This is a genomic window from Halorussus caseinilyticus, from assembly GCF_029338395.1.
Lineage (GTDB): Archaea > Halobacteriota > Halobacteria > Halobacteriales > Haladaptataceae > Halorussus > Halorussus caseinilyticus.
Genome location: NZ_CP119811.1, coordinates 90,335 through 110,197, shown reverse-complemented (window position 1 = coordinate 110,197; position 19,863 = coordinate 90,335). Strand labels below are relative to the sequence as shown.

The 19,863-nt window shown below is 65.6% G+C and carries 13 protein-coding genes; 8 read left to right on the top strand and 5 right to left on the bottom strand.

The features are described from left to right. Positions 1 to 151: 151 nt before the first annotated feature. The 5 genes from P2T60_RS20060 to P2T60_RS20040 all read right to left on the bottom strand — a co-directional run bounded on the left by P2T60_RS20060 (position 152) and on the right by P2T60_RS20040 (position 8,099). Positions 152 to 3,568: an ATP-dependent helicase gene (locus P2T60_RS20060; RefSeq protein WP_276282623.1), complete on the bottom strand. Its 3,417-nt coding sequence runs from the start codon at positions 3,566 to 3,568 to the stop codon at positions 152 to 154. Beyond that, positions 3,565 to 4,518: a PD-(D/E)XK nuclease family protein gene (locus P2T60_RS20055; protein ID WP_276282736.1), complete on the bottom strand. Its 954-nt coding sequence runs from the start codon at positions 4,516 to 4,518 to the stop codon at positions 3,565 to 3,567. Before P2T60_RS20055 ends, P2T60_RS20060 begins: the two co-directional genes overlap by 4 nt. Continuing rightward, the gene (locus P2T60_RS20050) at positions 4,472 to 6,586 is read right to left on the bottom strand and encodes a PD-(D/E)XK nuclease family protein (RefSeq protein WP_276282622.1); all 2,115 of its coding nucleotides are present in this window, start codon (positions 6,584 to 6,586) and stop codon (positions 4,472 to 4,474) included. The genes P2T60_RS20055 and P2T60_RS20050 overlap by 47 nt, the downstream gene beginning before the upstream one ends. Positions 6,587 to 6,795: 209 nt before the next feature. Beyond that, positions 6,796 to 6,966 (bottom strand): hypothetical protein, encoded by a 171-nt coding sequence (locus P2T60_RS20045; protein WP_276282621.1) that lies wholly within the window; start codon positions 6,964 to 6,966, stop codon positions 6,796 to 6,798. A 161-nt stretch (positions 6,967 to 7,127) separates the two neighbouring features. Then, entirely contained in the window at positions 7,128 to 8,099 is a 972-nt protein-coding gene (locus tag P2T60_RS20040) for a transcription initiation factor IIB (RefSeq protein ID WP_276282620.1), read from the bottom strand. A 379-nt stretch (positions 8,100 to 8,478) separates the two neighbouring features. Here P2T60_RS20040 and P2T60_RS20035 point away from each other — a divergent pair, with 379 nt between their 5' ends. The 8 genes from P2T60_RS20035 to P2T60_RS20000 all read left to right on the top strand — a co-directional run bounded on the left by P2T60_RS20035 (position 8,479) and on the right by P2T60_RS20000 (position 19,862). Further along, positions 8,479 to 8,673, top strand: coding sequence for a hypothetical protein (locus tag P2T60_RS20035; protein WP_276282619.1), 195 nt, complete (start codon positions 8,479 to 8,481; stop codon positions 8,671 to 8,673). A 343-nt stretch (positions 8,674 to 9,016) separates the two neighbouring features. Then, positions 9,017 to 10,627, top strand: a complete 1,611-nt coding sequence (locus tag P2T60_RS20030; protein WP_276282618.1) for an ABC transporter substrate-binding protein — start codon at positions 9,017 to 9,019, stop codon at positions 10,625 to 10,627. Between the two features lie 7 nt (positions 10,628 to 10,634). Then, positions 10,635 to 11,660, top strand: coding sequence for an ABC transporter permease (locus P2T60_RS20025; protein ID WP_276282617.1), 1,026 nt, complete (start codon positions 10,635 to 10,637; stop codon positions 11,658 to 11,660). Further along, on the top strand, positions 11,657 to 12,769 hold the full coding sequence (locus P2T60_RS20020; protein WP_276282616.1) for an ABC transporter permease: 1,113 nt from the start codon (positions 11,657 to 11,659) through the stop codon (positions 12,767 to 12,769). Before P2T60_RS20025 ends, P2T60_RS20020 begins: the two co-directional genes overlap by 4 nt. After that, positions 12,766 to 13,824, top strand: coding sequence for an ABC transporter ATP-binding protein (locus P2T60_RS20015; protein ID WP_276282615.1), 1,059 nt, complete (start codon positions 12,766 to 12,768; stop codon positions 13,822 to 13,824). Before P2T60_RS20020 ends, P2T60_RS20015 begins: the two co-directional genes overlap by 4 nt. Beyond that, entirely contained in the window at positions 13,821 to 14,924 is a 1,104-nt protein-coding gene (locus tag P2T60_RS20010; protein WP_276282614.1) for an ABC transporter ATP-binding protein, read from the top strand. Before P2T60_RS20015 ends, P2T60_RS20010 begins: the two co-directional genes overlap by 4 nt. Next, positions 14,917 to 17,640 (top strand): glycosyl hydrolase, encoded by a 2,724-nt coding sequence (locus P2T60_RS20005; protein ID WP_276282732.1) that lies wholly within the window; start codon positions 14,917 to 14,919, stop codon positions 17,638 to 17,640. The genes P2T60_RS20010 and P2T60_RS20005 overlap by 8 nt, the downstream gene beginning before the upstream one ends. Continuing rightward, complete coding sequence (locus P2T60_RS20000; RefSeq protein ID WP_276282731.1) at positions 17,637 to 19,862, top strand: glycoside hydrolase family 3 N-terminal domain-containing protein; 2,226 nt, start codon at positions 17,637 to 17,639, stop codon at positions 19,860 to 19,862. Before P2T60_RS20005 ends, P2T60_RS20000 begins: the two co-directional genes overlap by 4 nt. The last annotated feature ends 1 nt before the right edge of the window (position 19,863 follow it).

Genomic DNA, 19,863 nt, shown 5'->3' with positions numbered 1-19,863 from the left:
AGGCGAACCTAAAAGCGTTGCGTGTCGCAAACTCACCGACCCCGCCGTAGTGCCGTATCGACGGCCGGGTCCGGAACTTCCGCCGTTTCCGACGCGTGGACTGCGAGGCGTGCGCGACGGAGGGGAACCGCCGAACTGCCCGTCCCCGCTCTCACTCGCTCTCGGCGCAGGGGAGTCCGCCGTGCTGGCACCACCGGCAGTGGTCCCCGGAACGATACTCGTCGAACGCCGTCGCCTCGATGTCGCTCATCGTGTCGGTCAGGTCCGAACGCACGGCGTCGAGTTCACCCTCATCGAACGCGCGCATCTCGACTTTCGGCCCGAGTTCACCGACGTAGGCGTACCCGGCTTTGGAGACGGGTTCGTCGTACAGGTCGCGACACGCGAGCAGATACAGCGGTAGTTGTCTGTCGCCCTCGATGTCGCGGTGACGCTCGGTCGCCTTGTAGTCGATGACGACTAACTCGCCGTCGTGATTCCGATACACCGCGTCCACGAACCCGACGACTTCGTGGCCGTCGAGGGTCAACTCGAATTCGCGCTCTGCGTCGAGCAGTTCCCATTCGCTCACGTCGAGTTCGAAGTAGCGGTCGATACACGCCCGGACTGCATCGACCGGGGCTTTCGAGCCTCGTCGTCCCCCGAGTCGGTCGCAGAGTTCGTACCACGCGTCGGGGTCCGTCTTCCCCTGCGTGTTCGCCGCCTCGGCAACGTCGTGGAACAGCAGGCCGATTTCGCGCTGTGAGACGCCGCCCGTCTCGTCGCTCTCGGGAGTCCGGTAATCCGGGAAGGCATCGACCACGAAGTCGAGATAGTGCTGTCGCGGACACTGCTCGTAGCGTTCGAGCGAGGTGTAACTGTGTCGAATCGCGGGGTCGGCGCTCGGCGTTCCGCCGAGGCTATCGACATCGAACACGTCTGGTTCGCTCGCGCCATCGAGTTCACCGGCCGCGGAGCGGTCCGCGAGCGCGAGAACCCGCTCACGACCCTCTGCTGGCGAGAGTACGTCGCCGTCGTACCGGACTTCGCCGCCGATGTCGCCGACGACGGTCGAAGCGAGCGAGTCCGTCCAGTCGGTCGCAGTCTCGGGGAGACACGCCCGCAGGTCGCGCCAAATCGGGAGGTGGCCGCTTCCGGGACGCCACGGAGCGGTCTCGGGAAGAATCTCCTCGACTGCCTCGCGGACCGCGCGTTCGTCGTCCGTTTCGTCGGCCGCCGGTCCGCCGTGGAGAACGAGCAGTTCCTCCGCGCGAGTCAGGCCGACGTGGAGGACGCGGCGACTCTCTCTGGCGTCGCGGGCCACGAGGTCCTCGCTGAAAGCCGACTCGGGGTCGCCCGAGAGCGCGGTTTCGAGCGTGTCGTAGGTTCGTGCGTCGGGTGCCCACTCCTCGGCCGTGAGTCTCGGCATCAACACGACCGGGAAGTCGAGACCTTTGCTCTTGTGGACGGTCATGACGTTCACGGCGTCGTCTGCGAGTTCGGGCTGGCTCGCCGGGGACGACCCGCTCTCGTCTAACAGCGAGTCGTACCGTCGGAGCGAGTCCACGAACTCCGCGGTGAGCGGCGGTTGCACCGCTCCGTCGCCGTACTGCTCGACCACTTCCTCGACCCGCGTGAGGTCGCGGCGCTCGCGTTCGCTGAGATACCACTCGACGTTCGTGATGTCCTTGAGTTCTCGGTAGAGGCGCGAGAGCGAGACCGTCTCGCGGAGTTCGAGCAGTTGCGAGGCGTGACCGCGCGCTTCCCGAACGCGGTCCGGTTCCTCGAAGGCGTCGAGGGGAATCTCGCGGAGTCCGGCCAGCACGCCCTCGTCGTGGTCGTTGAGACGCCGGAGGTCGGCGTCGGTCAGTCGGTACCGCATCGTCAGCACTCGGTTCCAACTCACGCCGTCGTCGGGGCGAGCGAGCGCCTTCAGGTACGCGACGACGGTCCGGACGCCGACCGACTCCGAGGTGAGGTCGCCCGCGACTCGATAGGGGACGCCCGCGCGCTCGAACGCCTCCAGAATCGGGGTCGCGTGGTCGTTCTTCCGGACGAGGAGCGCGATGTCGCCGGGAGCGTACCCGCGGTCGAGTTCGGCGGCCTCCCCGCTCAGGAGGTTCTCGACGACGGTCACGAGTTGCCCGACGCGCTCGTCCTCGTCGTCGGCCTCTTCGACGGTGGCGACGGGACTGGCGTCGTATTCCGGTTCCTCGACGCGCGTGAGCGTCTTCTCGCTCTCGCGTTCGTCCAGTCGTTCGAGCGCCTCGTTTGCGAGGTCCAGAATCGGCTGGTGGGACCGGAAGTTCTGTTCGAGGGGTTCGTCCGCGAGGTCGTCGCCGAACTCGTCGTCCAACTCGTCGGTGACGTTGGCGACGTGTGCGCCGCGCCACTCGTAGATGGCTTGGTCGTCGTCGCCGACCACGAACAGGCGGCCCTCCGAGACCAGCGAGGTCACGAGGTCGAACTGGAGGCGGTCGGTGTCCTGAAACTCGTCGCAGAACACGTAGTCCCATCGGTCGGCGATTTCGTCGCCGACCGCCGAGTCGAGCAGACGCTCGGCTTCGACCACGAGACCGTCGAAATCCAGCAGGTCGCGCTCGGCCAGTTCGCGCTCGTAGGCGGCGTAGCCAGCGTTCAGGTCGCGCGCGGTCTTGCACTCGTCGGTGAACGTCCGGAGTTCGTCGGTGAGTTCGAGGTTCAGGTCGTCGGGAATCCCCGAAGGCGCGCCGCTGGCGTAGCCGCCGAGCAGGTACTTCGGGAGCTTGTGGGCGTCGTCGGGGAGCGTGCGCTCGCCGTTCTCGTGTGCCTCGAACGCGGCAACGAGGGCGTCACAGAGGTCCAGCAGTCGGTCGAGGAAGTCCGCGACGCTGGCCTCGACGCCCTCGTCGCCGAGGGCGTCTCGCTCCTCGGTCAGGTCGGCGCGCACGTCCGGGATTCCGTCGAGGACGGTCGAGACCGACCGGCCGCCGAGGTGGTCGCTGGCGCTGGCCTCGATTCGGTCCGGAATCTCGGCGAGTTCGTAGACGCGCGCTGGCGACCCGAGGAAGGCGTCGATGTCCTCGGGCGTAACGGCGCTTCGCTTCATCGACTCGATAAACGAGCGCAGTTTCGAGGCCGCGCCGGTCGCGTAGGAGTCCGGGCCGTAGACGTTGGGCTTGACCGACCGGTACTCGATTTCGTCCAGCACGTCGAGGCGGACGGCGTCGGTCTCGGCGTCTGTCGCCACCTCGAAGTCGGGGTCGATTCCGGCGTCGTATGCGTAGTCGGTCAGGAGTTCGTTACAGATGGAGTGGTAGGTGTAGGCGTCGATGTCGTAGCCCGCGGTCCCGAGTTTGGCGTTGAGTTTCTCGCGCATCGAGTCGGCGGCGTTGTTCGTGAACGTCAGCGCGAGGATGCGGTCGGGCGAGACGCCGCGTTCGTCCACGAGATGCTCTATCTTCCGGACCATCGTGAACGTCTTGCCCGTGCCAGCGCCCGCGAGGACGCGCATCGGGTAGTCGTCGGACTCGATGATAGTCTCTTGTCGGGGTTTCGGTTCCTCGTCGTCGTCGGTGGTCGGCAACCAGTCGGGAGCCTCGTCGGTCATCGTCGGACCTCCTCGGTGAGATACTCGGGGCACATCGCTCGGTAGTCGCAGTCGGGACACGCCTCCTCACGAATCAGCGAGGCGGGCGCGGGGTCGTAGTCGGCGTCGGTGATGCCGCGGTGGGCGCGCTCGGCGAGCGCCCAAATCGCGTCGTAGTACTCCTCGTAGGCCCGCGTCGTCTCGCGGGGTTTCCCGGTCACGGAGACGCGATACCCGTCGGGGGTCGCCTCGAAGTCCCGGTCGTGGAGCAGTCCGTAGAAACTGAACCGGACGGACGTTCCTTCTTCGTAGCGGTCCGACTGCTTGATGCCCTCGGTGTAGGCGGCGGTCTGGAAGGCGTTTTTGACTCGCTTGGCTTCGTGGGCCTCGCCGTCGAGGTGGGCTACGAGTCGGTCGCCCGACCAGTGGCCGAGGACGCCCCCGACGGTTCGCTTGTAGTCCACGAGGTGGAGTTCGTTCTCGGACTCGTCGTAGAGAACGTTGTCTACCTTCCCGTGGAGACCTATCCCCTCGTGGACGCACTCGACCCACTTCTCGGTCGCAATCGACCGGCGGGCGTGGTCGATGCCGTCGCCGTCCTCGGGGTCGAAGAACGAGTCGATTGCCGCGCGGTTCTCGGCGCGCTGGAACTTTCGGTGCGCTCGGGAGGCGTACTCGTCTTCGTCTTCGTGTTCGTCCCACTTCTCGGGGAAGATGTCCATCGCTCGCCGGTGGACGGTCTCGGGGTCGTCGCTCGGGTCGGTCGCCTCGCAGACGGCCTCTATCGTCTCGTGGTAGACGCGGCCCTGATTCGGGTAGAGTCGCGTCTCGTCGGGCGTCTCGATTTCCTGCTCGCACTCGTGGTCGTACTTGCGCTGGCAGTCGGCGTAGGTCGCCAACCGCGACGGCGAAAGGAACGTCGGGTCAGTCACGCCGAACCCTCCCGTCGGCGTCGCGCCGAACTCGTCCATCCGCGAAGTCGATGCGCGCACGGAGCGCCTCCCTGAGGTCTTCACCGCGTTCGCCGCTCTCGTCCAAGAGTCGGTCTATCTCCCCGAACTCCGCTTCGAGTGCGTCGAGCGAGACGGTCACGTCCCTGCTGTTGGTCCGGCGCACGTCCGCGAGCGCTCGGTCGGGGCGCGAGAGCAGATACTCCTCGGCGGTGCCCTCGCCGTGGATGCCCGATTCGGTCGCCTCGGTAAGCCACGGGAGTCGTCGGTAGGCCTCCGCGAGGAACCGCGACGGTTGGACGCGCCGGTCGAGCGCCGTGCCCTCGTGTTCGTAGAGACAGCAGTAGAGTCGGTCTCGCGCCGTCGCCGCGCCGACGGCGAGGCGACGGCGCGCGTGTTCGGCGTGGTACCGGCGGAACGGACGACTCGAAGCGGTCGAATCGGTGGGGAACGTCGCTTCGACGCCGCCGTCGTCTACGTCGGTGACGCCCGGATAGTCGGCCATCCCCGCGACCCGTTCGTCGGGAAACAGTCGCGTCAGCGACGGGTCGCCGGGATACGCCTCGTCAACCACGTTGGTCAAGAACACGACCGCGAAGGAACCGTTCTTGAGCGACTGAAGGTGGTCCACTCGGACCCCGCCGTCCCGGTCGATGGAACTGGTCCGGGTTCGCTTCGGGGCGTACTCGTGAGCGCGTTCGAGAACCGTGACGAGCGACTCCCACGTCGAAGCAATGTAATCCGTGTCTTCGACTGACTCCGCAATTGCGAAAGCATTCTTTACATTGCTAAACTGGGTTCGGGCGTCCAGCGGCGACTCCGCTCGGCCGATGCGGGCTTTCAGGTTCGATTCGGTCGCCCACCGCCGGAGCGGGTCGGCGAGTCCGTCCATCGCGTCGAGTTCTTCGAGCATCGACGCGTCCGGAAGCGGGTCGGCGGCGAGTTCCGGGTCGGCGGCGAGTTCCGGGTCGGCGGCGAGTTCCTCTCGGTCGTCGCCCGCGAGCGAGCGCGCGACGCGAAGCAACTCGCGGACGGCCGGGTCGTCCCCGAATCCCGTCACGGTCGCCGAGGAAGTCGCAATTCCCTCCCGCCGGAGTTCGCTAATCGTCTCGGTCACGGCGGTCCCGCTCCGTTCGACGGCGACGGCGAAGTCGTCGTACGCCAATCCCTCTCGCGCTCTGAGCGCCCCGATTTCGTCGGCTATCGCGCCGAGTTGGTCGGCGGGAGTCTCCGACGAGAGGACGCGCACCGACCCCACCTCGGGGTCCTCGGGGACCGTTCCGCGTGCGAGGTGCGCCGCCGTCGCCATCGGCCGAGTCGCGGGCGGACGCTCGCGTTCGTCCCGTCGCCGTGAGAACGAGACGTGGTTGGTGACGGGACCGGGTTCGACCCACGTCCGTCGGACGCTCGCGTCCGTCTCCGCGATGCAGACGAGTTCCCGGCCGTCCGCCAGCGCGGAGAGGTACTCTCGGTCGGGCGGCAGAAACTCCTCGAACTCGACGGCCAACACCGCGTCCGCACCGACGATTCGGTCGGGGTCGTCGGCCTCGCGGAGTGCTTCGGTCGCTTCCGAGACGAGTTGCCCGCGTTCGAGGAAGTCGTGGTCGGCGAGCCACGCGTGGAAGGCGTCGAGTGCGTCGGCGATGTCCGCGAGTTCCGGCGTCTCGTCCATCGGCGCGTCCTGCCACGCGGCGGTTTCCATCAACTGCGCCACGTCGTCTTCGAACGAGGGGTTCGCCGACGCTCGCCGGAGGTAGTCGGTGTCCCACTCGTGGCCTTCGAGGAACCGGTGGACCAGTTCGCGTTGCATGTCGTCGGAGAGAACGGTTCTGTCGTCGGTCCGGTTCACCACGTCCGTCGCCTGTACGACGAGCGAAGTCACTCGCGGAACGCCAGCACCCGGAACCGCTCCGTCGAGGAGGCTTCGGAACGTCCGCATGCTGGTCGGCGTTCCGGTAATCACCACCACCTCCTCGGCGTCGTGCGACTCGAGCAACCGACGGTACCGTTCGGCGAGCGTGTCGCGCAACGCTCCGGTTGCGAACGGAACCGTGACGAGCGTCCCGTCGAACGAACGCGACTCAGACACCGGTATCGGCCCTCCGATTTCCTTCCCGCCGGAACTCACAGATTCGAATCGAGAGCATGGCGTGACGGTTGCACACCAGTATCACATAAATACCACCGTTCGAACCTGTCCGGGCGCTCGAACCGCGCGACAGTCGCGGGGAATCTCCCGGTGGTACGTCGGAGAGCGCGCGCGAGAAGAGACCGAATACTCGGGGAACGAACCGTGAATTAGCTGTCCGTGAGCCGAACGTAGTCGTTCACGACGTAGATGTAGCCGCGATTCAGGAGTTCGTCGAGCGCCACGTCGATTGTCGAGTCCTCGAAACCCTCCGCGCGTAGGTACGTCTCTACTTCGCCTCGCGGCAGTCCATCGGCCGTCGGCTCGATTTTCGGTTGCAAGCTCTCGAGTACCTCCTCTGCATACGTCGGTAGTGGTCGAGACGGTGAGGACCGCTCCATCACTCTTCGAAAGGCGACACACCCTCATGAACGTCGGCATTTCTGTAAGGAAAGTTATCTGACGGCGAGGCTCACCGAGACGGACCGCCGTTCGTCGCGTCTCAGTGGAGACCCATCGCTTCGATTTGTTCCTGATACCGGTTCCGAATCGTGACCTCGGTTACTTGGGCGACCTCGGCGACCTCGCGCTGGGTCTTCTTCTCGTTACAGAGTAGCGACGCCGCGTATATCGCCGCGGCCGCAAAGCCCGTCGGCGACTTCCCCGAGAGGAGACCCTGCTCTGCGGACTCGTCGATAATCTCGTTCGCCTTCATCTTCACTTCCTCGCTCACCCCGAGGTCGGAACTGAACCGCGGCACGTACTCTTTGGGGTCTACCGGTTCCATCTCGAGGCTGAGTTCCTTGGCGACGTACCGATACGTCCGACCAATCTCTTTCCGTTCGACGCGAGAGACCTCCGACACCTCTTCGAGACTCCGCGGGATACCCTCTTGGCGGCATCCGGCGTAGAGACAACTGGTCGCAACACCTTCGATGGACCGCCCGCGAATCAAATCCTCCTTCAGCGCCCGCCGATAGATGACCGACGAAACTTCCCGGACCGACCGGGGGACGCCGAGCGCGGAGGCCATCCGGTCGATTTCCGAGAGGGCGAACTGGAGGTTTCGCTCGCCCGCGTCCTTGGTCCGAATGCGCTCTTGCCACTTCCGAAGGCGACTCATCTGACTGCGCTTCTCCGAGGAGAGCGACCGCCCGTAGGCGTCCTTGTTCTTCCAGTCGATTTGGGTGGTCAATCCCTTGTCGTGCATCGTCTGGGTCGTCGGGGCACCGACCCGACTCTTACTCTCGCGTTCGCTGTGATTGAACGCGCGCCACTCCGGGCCACGGTCAATCGTCTGTTCTTCGATAACGAGTCCACAGTCTTCACAGACGACCTCGTTGCTGTCACCGCTCGTAACGAGGCTCTCAGCGTTGCATTCGGGACACTGCTGACCCTCTCGTTCCTTCTCGTTAGTTTCTGCTTCCGACGTGCGTTCGCGCGTCCGTTCGCGCTGGCGATTTGGCCGGGCCATTAGGTTTGAATCACAAATAACGGCCTGACCGTCTAATAAGTATGGTTCTGCCCCGCATACGGAAACCCCCCCGTTTCCGCGCCTCGTTTCGCTTGAAATCGCCGCTAGCGACCGCAGGGGCGTTTATTTGCCCTGAGGCGAGGCCGTCGTCGAGTTGGCGAGGCGTTCGTTAACACACTTCGCTCCGTTGACTAGTACGTCGGCGACCACGAACGGCAGGTGTTCTGTGAGTTACTGGCAAATCTGTCGGCACCGTTCCCGGCGGTCCAAATTTATCAGAAATCCATTCAATCCGCCGGTGAAACTGAGTCCGGAACCGAGTGGGCGAGGGTCGCGGGGACGGCGCAATATTCTTGTCGGTGGCCCTCTCAGCGTCCGTATGTCCCGGAGTCCACTCTCCGTTCTGTTCGCACTCGACGCGATACTTCTCGTTCTCCTCGTGATTGGATTCCAGTTCGTCGAACCCGGAACGCCCGAGTACGCGATTTCTCAGGTGTCGTTCGCCGTCATCGTCCTGACGGGTATCGGCATCTCGATTGCGGCGCGCCGCAATCTGACGTTTTTCGACTACTAACGTCGTCTACTCGACCCGTCTCTCTCTCTTGGCCGCTCGCGCGTTCCAAAATGACAGCACAGGTATTTATTAGGCACCTACACCAAAATTATCATGAAAAATATGTATATATAATGGGATATACTGGTACAGTATGCCCCATGAGCATACGGGACATAGGCGGAGAGACCACAGAAAGACGCGTCGGCGCGTTCTACAATCCATCGGGGCGGTAGGCGCTGCTGGCCTCGCTGGTTGTGCGGGTTCGAACGAGGACGCCGTTGAAGGCGACGGGACCGAAACGACGGAGTCCGAAAGCGGCGGCGAAACCGACGCCACCACGCAGGGGTCGGATTCGGTCGAGATGACCGACCGGACGTTCGTCACCTCGACGACGAACGTCCCGAAGGACATGCAGTTCAACCCGTACGGACAGCAGTACCCCGACCGTGCGGCGCTCGCGCTGTTCGAGAACCTCATCTACGTCAACGAAGCGACGAGCGAGTTCATGCCGGGCGTCCTCGAATCGTGGGACATCGGCGAGGAGTCGGTGACGCTCTCGGTTCGCGAGGGGTTCCACTGGCACAGCGGCGAGGCGGTCACGGCCGAGGATGTCGCGTTCAAACTCAAACTCGAAATCCACGACGGCGCGGCGCTCGGAAACGTCGTCTCGCCGGACGACGTTTCCGTCGCCGACGAAACCACGGTCGAAGTCGGCCTGAAGCGGGCCGTCGCCGACGAGGTGTTCCTCTACTCGCTGAAACCCATCGCCCTCGACACGCCTCCCGAGGAGTTCCGGGAGTTCCTCGACGCGTACGAGGCGGACGGGAAGGCCCCCGGACTCACCGAGAAGACGCTCGAAGAACCGAACGGGACGGGTCCGTTCGCGTTCGTCCACGCGCGAAATCAGGAACTGGTCGCCGAGCGCTTCGAGGACCACCCGGACGCGGAACACGTCAACTTCGCCCGGTTCAAGTGGAACTACCTCCAGTCGAACCAGAAGCAGTGGCAGGCACTGCGCACCGATACCGTGGACGGACTCGACAACATCTTCACGCCCGACAACATCGCCCAGTCGTACGGCGACCACGTTCGGGAGATTCAGATGCCCGCCAACTGGGGCATGGGCATCATGTTCAACCACGACCACGAACACTACGGTCAGCAGAACGTCAAGCGGGCCGTCCAGTACGTCATCGACCGGAAAAAGCTCGCACGGACGGCGGGCGAGAAGATGCACGTTCCCGTCGAAGTCCCCTGCGGACTGCCGGGCAACTTCGACGGGAGTTACGAGGACTGGCTCGGCGACTCGCTGTCGTCGTTCGACGCCTACGAGACGGACACCGACCGGGCGGCGAGTCTCCTCCGGGAGGCGGGTTTCTCGAAGGACGGCGGGACGTGGACCGACGCGGACGGCAAGACGCTCTCGTTCCCGTTCAAGATTCCCGCCGGGTGGAACGACTGGACCGCGGGCGGTCAGTCCATCGTGCAGGACCTTCAGGACTTCGGCATCGAGGCGTCGCTCAACCCGAGTCAGTCGTTCTGGGGCGACATCAACGACGGTCAAAAATACGTCGTCGCCGGACTCGGTTGGGCCGACGGAAAGCTCTACCCGTACTTCTCGCTCAACAAGCTTCTGAACAGTTTCCGGTCACAGACGGTTCTGAACTTCCCCTCGACGGTCGAGGTGCCGCCGCTGGGCGAACCGGACGGCGAACTCCGGTCGGTGGACCTCGAAGCCGAACTACAGGAACTCGCCGGACTGACCGGTGACGCGGCGAAACAGAAGACCCAAGAACTCGCGTGGGTCGTCAACCGCCATCTCCCGATGGCTCCGCTCATGGAGAAGATAGACCAGTCGTGGGTGACGACCGACGACTGGAACACGGTCACGGGCGACGACGAGGACGCCATCGTGGACTACCCGCAGTACTACCTGCCCCGCGAGGGGAAACTGACCGCGAAGCCGGAGTAAGTCACCGATGTACGGCTACTTCGTCAAGCGAACGCTACAGGCGGCGTTCACGGCCTTCTTCGTGATGTCGCTGTCGTTCGTGCTGGTTCGGCTCATGCCGGGGAACCCGGCCGACCAGCTTCGCGGGCAACTCATCCGCAACAACCCGAGTCTCTCCCAGCAGGAAATCAACCGCCGGGTCGCCAACTACATCAACATCGACTACAGTCGGCCGCTACACGAGCAGTATCTCACGTACGTCTCGGGCATCCTGCAGGGTGACCTCGGTCAGTCCGTCAGCCAGAACGCGCCGGTCTCGGAGATTCTGGGTGAGGCGCTCCCGTGGACGGTGTTCGCGTTCTCGGTCGCCATCCTGCTCATGTTCGCCGTCGGCATCTCCCTCGGCGCGCTCATGGCCTACAAGGAGGGTAGTCGGTTCGACGTGAGTACGACGGGTCTCGGTATCGTCCTCAACTCGACGCCGAACTACGTGACGGCGCTCCTGTTCCTCTACGTGTTCGGCTTCACGCTCGGGTGGTTCCCGACAAGCGGTCACATCTCTTCGAGCATCGTGCCCATCGTGGACCCGTTGCGGCCCGTCGCGACGGCCCAGTTCGTCGCCAGCGCGGTGTACCACGCGAGTCTGCTCATCGCCACCGTCGTCATCACCGGCTTCGGCGGCGTCGCGCTGGCGATGCGGGGCAACAGCATCCAAGTACTCGGCGAGGACTACCTCCGGGTCGCCCGACTCCGGGGTCTCTCGGACACCCGAATCGCCCTGCGGTACGTCGCCCGCAACGCCATCCTCCCGATGTACACGGGACTGCTGTTGGCGTTCGGTGCCATCGTCGGCGGGTCGGCCATCCTCGAACAGGTGTTCACCTACCCCGGACTCGGCTACTACATCGTCGCCGCAGTCGAAGCGCGCGACTACCCGCTCATGATGGGCGGGTTCGTCCTCATCACGCTGGGGGTCGTCGTCGGCGCGTTCATCGCGGACGTGACCTACGGACTCGTGGACCCCCGCGTCTCGACCGGAGGTGACGCCTCGTGAGCCAAGGCAACCAGTCCGAAACCAAACCGGCCGGGAGCGGCGGGTTCGGGACCGTCGCCGACTCGTCGCTGAGTCGCCGCGAGCGCTATCGGCGCGTCCTCGACCTCTGGGTCGTCGCGCCGTTCCGCGTCGTCTGGAACGACGTTCGCGCGCGCATCGGCACCGCGCTCGTCCTCGGGTTCGTCACCGTCGGGGTCGTCGGACCCGCGCTGGTCGCCGAACCCCGCGTCGGACAGGCACCGCTGCTCGTCGGTCCCTTCCGCGGCGGTATCGTCGGCGGAAGCTGGTACGAGGTGACGAACGCGTCGCTGTTCGGTCTCTCCGTGCCGTGGCTCGCGTTCCACTGGCCGCTTGGCACCGACAACGTCGGCCGCGGGATTCTCGAACAGGTCGTCCACGCGACGCCGCGAATGCTCACGATGGTTGCCACCGCGGGGCTGTTCGTCACGCTTCTGGGAACCACCGTCGGCGCGCTCGCGGGCTACACTGGCGGCCGACTCGACCAGTTGCTCTCGACTGCCGTGGACATCGTGTTGACCCTGCCGGGACTCCCGCTGTTGCTCATCCTCGTGGCGCTCCTCGAACCGGAGAGTCCGGTCGTCCTCGGTATCGTCCTCTCGCTACAGGGCTGGGCGGGGATGGCCCGCGCCATCCGGTCGCAGGTCCTCACGATTCGCTCGACTTCCTACGTCGAGGCGTCACGGGCGATGGGGCTGTCGACGCCAGCAATCGTCGCCAAGGAAATCGTCCCGAACATCATGCCGTTCGTGATGATAAACATGGTCAACGCGATGCGGAACGTCATCTTCGCGTCGGTCGGTCTCTACTTCCTCGGTCTCCTGCCGTTCTCGGAGGTCGTCAACTGGGGCGTCATGCTCCAACTCGCTTACTCGAACGGCGGCCTGCTCACGCTCGACGCCGCTCACTGGCTCCTCGTGCCGATGGTCTCCATCATCCTGCTGTCGATGGGACTCATCCTGTTCGCGCAGGGGATGGACCGCGTGTTCAACCCGCGCGTCCGGGCGCGACACGCGGAGACGACGGCGAACGGCGGCGACGAACCGGCCGAGTCCTCTCCCCGGACCGCCTCGCTGGGAGGTGACCTATGAGTCGGACTTCCGGGTCAGAGACCGAGGCGTCTCGGTCCGACGAGGAGGATGTCGTCCTCGAATGTCGGGACCTCTCGGTCTCGTTCGAGATGGACCGTGGAAGCTCCTACGTCGTCAACGACGTGGACATCGACATCAGACGCGGCGAGATTCTGGGCATCGTCGGCGAGTCCGGTTCCGGGAAGTCGATGTTCGCCTCGGCGCTGTTGAACGCCGTCGTGGACCCCGGACGGACCGACGGGAGCGTGACCTACTACCCGCGGGAGGGCGACCCCGTGGACGTTCTCGAACTCGACAAAGGGCCCCTGCGGAGCCTCCGCTGGGCGGACATCTCGATGGTGTTCCAAGGGGCGATGAGTTCGTTCAACCCGACGATGGCGTTCCGCGAACACTTCGTGGAGACGCTGGAAGCCCACGACTACGACGTTGCCGAGGGCATGGAGCGGGCCGAGGAGTTGCTCGCGGACCTCTATCTCGACCCGGAGCGCGTCCTCGATTCGTACCCGCACGAACTGTCGGGCGGGATGCAACAGCGCGCGCTCATCGCGCTCTCGCTCGTCCTCGAACCGGAGGTACTCGTGATGGACGAACCGACGGCGGCGCTGGACCTCCTGATGCAACGGTCTATCGTCAGCCTCCTGTCGGACCTGCGCGAGAAGTACGACCTCACGATGGTGTTCATCACCCACGACCTGCCGCTGGTCACGAAACTCGCCGACCGTATCGGCGTCCTCTACGCCTTCGAATTCGCCGAGGTCGGCGACACCGCCGAGATGGTGAGCGAACCGCGACACCCCTACACCCGTGCGTTGCTCAACGCCGTACCGAATCTCGACGCGCCGCTCTCGGAGATGCAACCGATTTCGGGGTCCGCACCCGACCCGGTGGACATTCCGGCGGGGTGTCCGTACCACGGGCGGTGTCCGATGGCGACCGACGAGTGTCGTGAGACCAAGCCCCGGATGGAACCGGTGTCCGAGACCCACGAGGTGGCCTGCCACCACTGGCCCGACGTGGACGACTACGTTTCGCTGGCGACGGAGGGGGACCGATGAGTAGCGACGAGACGGTCCTCTCGCTCTCGGACCTCGAAGTCCACTTCGAGAAGGAGGGCGGCGGACTGAACCCGTTCTCGGACCGCGAGACGGTACGCGCCGTCGACGGCGTGAGCCTCGACATCGGGGCGAACGATGTCGTCGCCATCGTCGGCGAGTCCGGGAGCGGGAAGACGACGCTCGGGAAGGCCGCGGTCGGACTCCAAGAGCCGACCGGTGGCTCGGTCAGCTACCGCGGACAGGACATCTGGCAGGCGAAGGGGTGGCGGTCGAACCCGTCGATTCCCCACGACGAGATTCGCCGGTCGCTCCAGATAATCCACCAAGACCCCGGTTCGGCGCTGAACCCGAACCGGACGGTGCTGTCGTCGCTCTCGGCCCCGCTGAAGAAGTGGGAGCCGTCGCTCGGCCCGGAAGACCGCGAGGCGAGAGTTCTCCACTTCATCGAGCGCGTGGGGATGACGCCGCCCCACGACTACGCGCATCGCTATCCCCATCAACTCTCGGGCGGCGAGAAACAGCGCGTCGCGCTCGTTCGGGCGCTGTTGATGAACCCCGACCTCATCCTCGCGGACGAGGCGGTGAGCGCCCTCGACGTGAGCCTGCGGGTCGAGATGATGGACCTGCTCCTCGAACTCCAGACGCAGTTCGACACCTCGTTTCTGTTCATCAGCCACGACCTCTCGAACGCCCGGTACATCGCCGAACACGCCGACGGCAGACTCGGCGTGATGTATCTGGGCGAACTGGTCGAACTCGGTCCCGCCGACGAGGTTCTCCGGAACCCCCAACACCCCTACACGAAGGTGCTGAAGTGGGCCACCCCGGAACTCGGTCGCGACGAGGGACCGAGCGAGCCACCGGTGCGCGAAATCGACATCCCGGACCCGGTGAACCCGCCGTCCGGTTGTCGGTTCCACACCCGGTGTCCGAACGCGACCGAGCGGTGCAAGCGGACCGCGCCGGACGTGACTTCGGTCGATAGCGACGGTCGGCACCGAGTCGCCTGCTATCGCTCGACCGACGACGACGCCTACTGGAACAGTGACCCACTCGATGGTGCAACAGTTGCGATTGACGACACGACTACCGATGACTGACGAACACTCCAAGACCGAGACGAATCGCACTACCGACGAACACTCCGAAGCCGACGAGAATCGGCCGCTCTCCCGTCGTGGGTATCTCACCGGCGTCGGCGCACTCGGGACTGCCGGACTCGCCGGTCGTTTGGCCGAGGCCCGCACGACGAGCGACACCGACCGCGCTCTCGACGCGACGAACGAGGCAGTCTCCGCCTCGGGCGTGGTCGATGTCGGTGCCGGAAGCTACACCACGACCCTCCCGTCCGGCGAGGGGACACCCCCCAGCGAACCCTACGCCACGAGTGACCTCTCTGCACCCTATCCGACGAACGACTGGTGGAGTAGCGTCCTCTTCGAACAGTACGGGTCGGCGACGTGGGCACATCCGCTCGTCGGCACGCCGACGAGCGAGGGACTCGACCTCTCGCATCCGACCGAGTGGCTGTTCTCGAACCAGAACGGGGACGCGAACCGCGACAACATCGCCGAGATGGACGACACCACCGACTTCACGCTATCGACCACCGGCGGGTCGTTCGCCGACACGCAGTGTGCGGGCTACGGCGACTGGCACACCGAGGTCCGATGGGGCGCGAGTGACTCGACTACCCCGACGCTCGACCTGACACTCGCACAAGGCTCCCCGTTCGTCTTCGCCGAGTTGACGGGAGCAGACGCCGAACTCTCGTTCGCGTCTACGCCCACCGTGTGGGCCGACCAAGGCAACGTCCTCGGACTCTCAGTCAACGGTCACCACTATGGCGTCTTCGCTCCCAGCGGAGCGACGTGGAGCGGACTCGGTTCGACGACGTTGACCAGCGCGCTCGGCGGGGCGGGGTACTTCGCCGTCGCCGTGCTTCCCGAGGCGACGGCGACGGCGCTCTCGCGCTACGAGTCGTACGCCTACAACCAGATTACCGGAACGACCGTCTCGTGGACCTACGACCAAGCCGCTGGCGAGGTGCGAACGACCCACACGTTCGAGACGAACGCTCGCGCCGAGTCGTCGGCGACCGGAACTATCGCGGCGCTCTACCCCCACCAGCACAAGCACACCACCGCCACGCTGGACGGCGACACCTTCGTCTCTCCGCGCGGGACGATGAAGACGACCACGGGCACCTCGTTCGAGACGGTGCTTTCGCTCCCGCCGGTCCTGCCGTATCTCCCCGATGTCGGCTCTGCCGACCAGAGCAGACTCGCTTCCTACGTCGACAACGTGGAGGCCGAGTCGCCGCTGGTCCGTGCCGGGCCGGACGACCCCGGTGACGGGACCTACTGGACGGGCAAGAACTACGAGCGACTCGCGCAACTGCGGCCCATCGCCGAACAGGTCGGGGATGCGACTGCCGCGGACACCTTCCTCACCGCGCTCCGCGAGGACTTGGAGACGTGGCTCGACGCGACCGTCTCGGGGTCCAGCGACTCCGAAGACGTGTTCTACTACGACGATACGTGGGGGGCGCTCGTCGGCTACAACGACTCGTTCGGGTCGGGTCCGGAACTCAACGACCACCACTTCCACTACGGCTACTACGTCAAGGGTGCCGCCGAAATCGCGCGGACGAACCCGACGTGGGCCGACGCGACGAACTACGGCGGGATGGTCGAACACCTGATTCGGGACTTCGCCAACCCCTCGCGGACGGATTCGATGTATCCGTTCCTGCGGAACTTCGCGCCCTACGCCGGTCACTCGTGGGCCGCGGGGAACCCGGCTTTCGAACTCGGCAACAACCAAGAGTCGTCGTCGGAGGCGGTCAACGCCTACGCCGCGGTTCTACTCTACGGCGAGTACACCGGCGACACCGAACTGCGTGACCTCGGCGCGTACCTCCTCGCGCACGAGACGACCGCAGTGGACGAGTACTGGTACGACGTGGACGAGGAGAACCATCCCGCCGACTGGGACTACAGTTACGCCGGGATGGTCTGGGGCGCGGGCTACAAGTACGACACGTGGTGGACCGACGACGTGGAGGCGATTCACGGCATCAACGTCCTCCCGGTCGGGGGCCACTCGCTGTCGCTCGGCCGCAATCGCGCGGCGGCGTCGGCGACGTACGACGAACTCGTCACCGCCAACGGCGGCGACTACTTCGACTACTGGCCCGACGTTCTCTGGTCGTACCGCGCGTTCAGCGACCCGGCGGACGCGCTCAGTCTGTTCGAGGCCAGAGCGTCGAGCTACCCCGTCGAGTTCGGCGAGTCGAAGGCCCACACCTACCGCTGGCTGACCGCGATGGACGGTCTCGGGGCTGTCGATGACAGCGTGACCGCCGACACGCCGCTCGCGGCCGTCTTCGACGACGGGACCGCGAAGACCTACGTCGCCTACAACGCCGCCGACACCGAGACGACCGTCAACTTCTCCGACGGCACGTCGCTTTCGGTTCCGGCGAACTCGCTGGCGACGACGGGCGGCGACTCCGGGTCCGGCGATTCGAGCGCCCCCACCATCGACTCGATGTCCGTGAACGCCTACTCCAGCGGAGCGTGGAACAACGCCACCGTCGATTGGGCCGTCTCCGACGCCGACGGTGACCTCCAGTCCGTGGTCATCGAACTGTACGACGGTTCCGGCACGGTGCTGGACACGCGGAACGTCTCCGTCTCCGGCGGCTCTGCCTCGGGGTCGACGAACACTCGGTCGAAGAGTACTCCGTCGTCGGTCTCCCTGACGGTGACCGACGCGGCGGGCAACTCGACTACCAACACGACATCTCTATGACGGCTCACGACCCACAGACGACCCGGACCGACGAGACGAGCGAGACCGACGACCGGGCCGAGGAACTCCTCGGCGAGATGACGCTCCGGGAGAAGGCCGCGCAACTGGCCGGAACCTACGTCGGGACGATGGACGAGACCCGAACCGTCGAAGACGCCGAGGAGTTGGTGCGCGACCACGGTATCGGGTTCGTCACGCCGTTCGGCTACGGCGCGTCACCGCATCGAGACTCCACGGAGGTCGTCGAGATAGCCAACGAACTCCAGCGAATCGCCCGCGAGGAGACGCGACTCGGGATTCCGGTGTTGATTCCCGTGGACGCGATTCACGGCCACGCGTACGTCGAGGATACGACCGTGTTCCCGCACAACATCGGGGTCGCGGCGGCGCGCGACCGCTCGCTCGCCGAGGAGATTGGGACCGTCACCGCGACCGAGGCCGCCGCGACCGGCGCGGGTCTCACGTACGGGCCGACCTGCGACGTGGCCCGCGACCCGCGCTGGGGACGCACGTTCGAGACGTTCGGCGAGTCGCCGTACCTCTGTGGCGAACTCGCCGCCGCGAAAGCCCGCGGAATCGGTGCGGCGACGGCCGATGTCGCGGCCATGGCGAAACACTTCCCGGCGTACGGCGGTCCCGAGCGAGGGGAAGACGCCGCACCGGTCGAGCGCTCGGTCTCGTCGCTCTACCGCGACTACCTCCCGCCCTTCGAGAAGGTACTCGCCGAGGGCGTCGAGGGGGTCATGCCGAGCTACAACTGCATCAACGGGGAACCGTCTCACGCCTCGTCTCACTGGCTCTCGTCGGTTCTCCGCGACGAACTCGGCTTCGAGGGCTACGTCGCCTCCGACTGGAACGGTATCAACATGCTCTACCAGCACCACAACGTGGCGAGGTCCCAGAGAGACGCCATCCATAAATCGTTCACCGCGGGCGTAGACGTTCACTCGCTCGGCGAACTCGACCACGTCGACCACCTCGTCTCGTTGGTCGAGGAGGGTCTGGTAGACGAGTCGGCCATCGACACGGCCGTTCGGCGGGTTCTCCGACTCAAGTCCGACCTCGGACTGTTCGACGACCCCTTCGTGGACGCGGCGGCGTCCGCCGAGACGCTGGGGTCCGAATCCCATCGGGGTCTCGCGCTGGACGCGGCGCGAAAGTCGATGACGCTCGTGCAGAACGACGACGACCGCCTCCCGTTCGACCCCGAACTGGACGAGGTTCTCGTCACCGGTCCGAACGCCGACGCGGTGACGAACCAAGTCGGCGGTTGGAGCCTCAAGGAGGAAGACGAACTCGACGGGACGACGATTCGAGAGGGCATCGAGTCGGTCACTGGTCCCGAGACGACGGTTCGCTACGAACGGGGTGCCGGTATCGACACCGAAGACGACCTCGACTCGGCAGTCGCCGCGGCCGAGGAGTCCGACGCCGCAGTCGTCGTCCTCGGGGAGAACTGGTATCTGCACGAGTTCGGCCCGCAGGACGTGAACGGCCGGACCGAGCAGTTCCCGAACCGCGCCCAACTCACGCTCCCGGACGCCCAGCGCGACCTCCTCGAAGCGGTCCACGAGACGGGGACGCCGACTGCGCTCGTCCTCGTCTCGGGGAGACCGCTGGCGGTTCCGTGGGCGGCCGAACACATCGACGCCATCCTACAGGCGTACTATCCGGGCGAGGGCGGCGGGCTGGCGGTCGCCGAGACGCTGTTCGGACGCCACAACCCGAGCGGGAAGCTTCCGATTTCGGTCCCGCGGTCGGCGGGACACCTCCCGGTCCGACACGACTATCTGCCACACCCCTACCCCATCGGGGACGACGAACACCTGCCGTCCTACGACCCCCTGTGGGAGTTCGGCCACGGTCTCTCGTACACCTCCTTCGACTACCGAGACCTCTCGGTCTCCGAGGACGTACTCGCGGCCGACGGGTCGGTCACGGTCTCGGTGACGCTGGCGAACGCTGGCGAGCGAGCGGGCGAGGAGGTCGTCCAACTCTTCGGTGGCCGCGAACGCTCCTCGGTCGTCACGCCGGTCGAGAGACTGCTAGACTTCGAGCGCGTCTCGCTCGCCCCCGGCGAGGAGACCACCGTCGAGTTCGCTGTCTCGGCGGACGACTTCGACGTGGTGCGTCCCGACGCCACCAGTCGCTTCGAGTCGGGACCACTCTCGCTCCGTTGTGAGTCCCTCGACGCGTCGCTGGAGGCGGTCGCGGACGACTGAC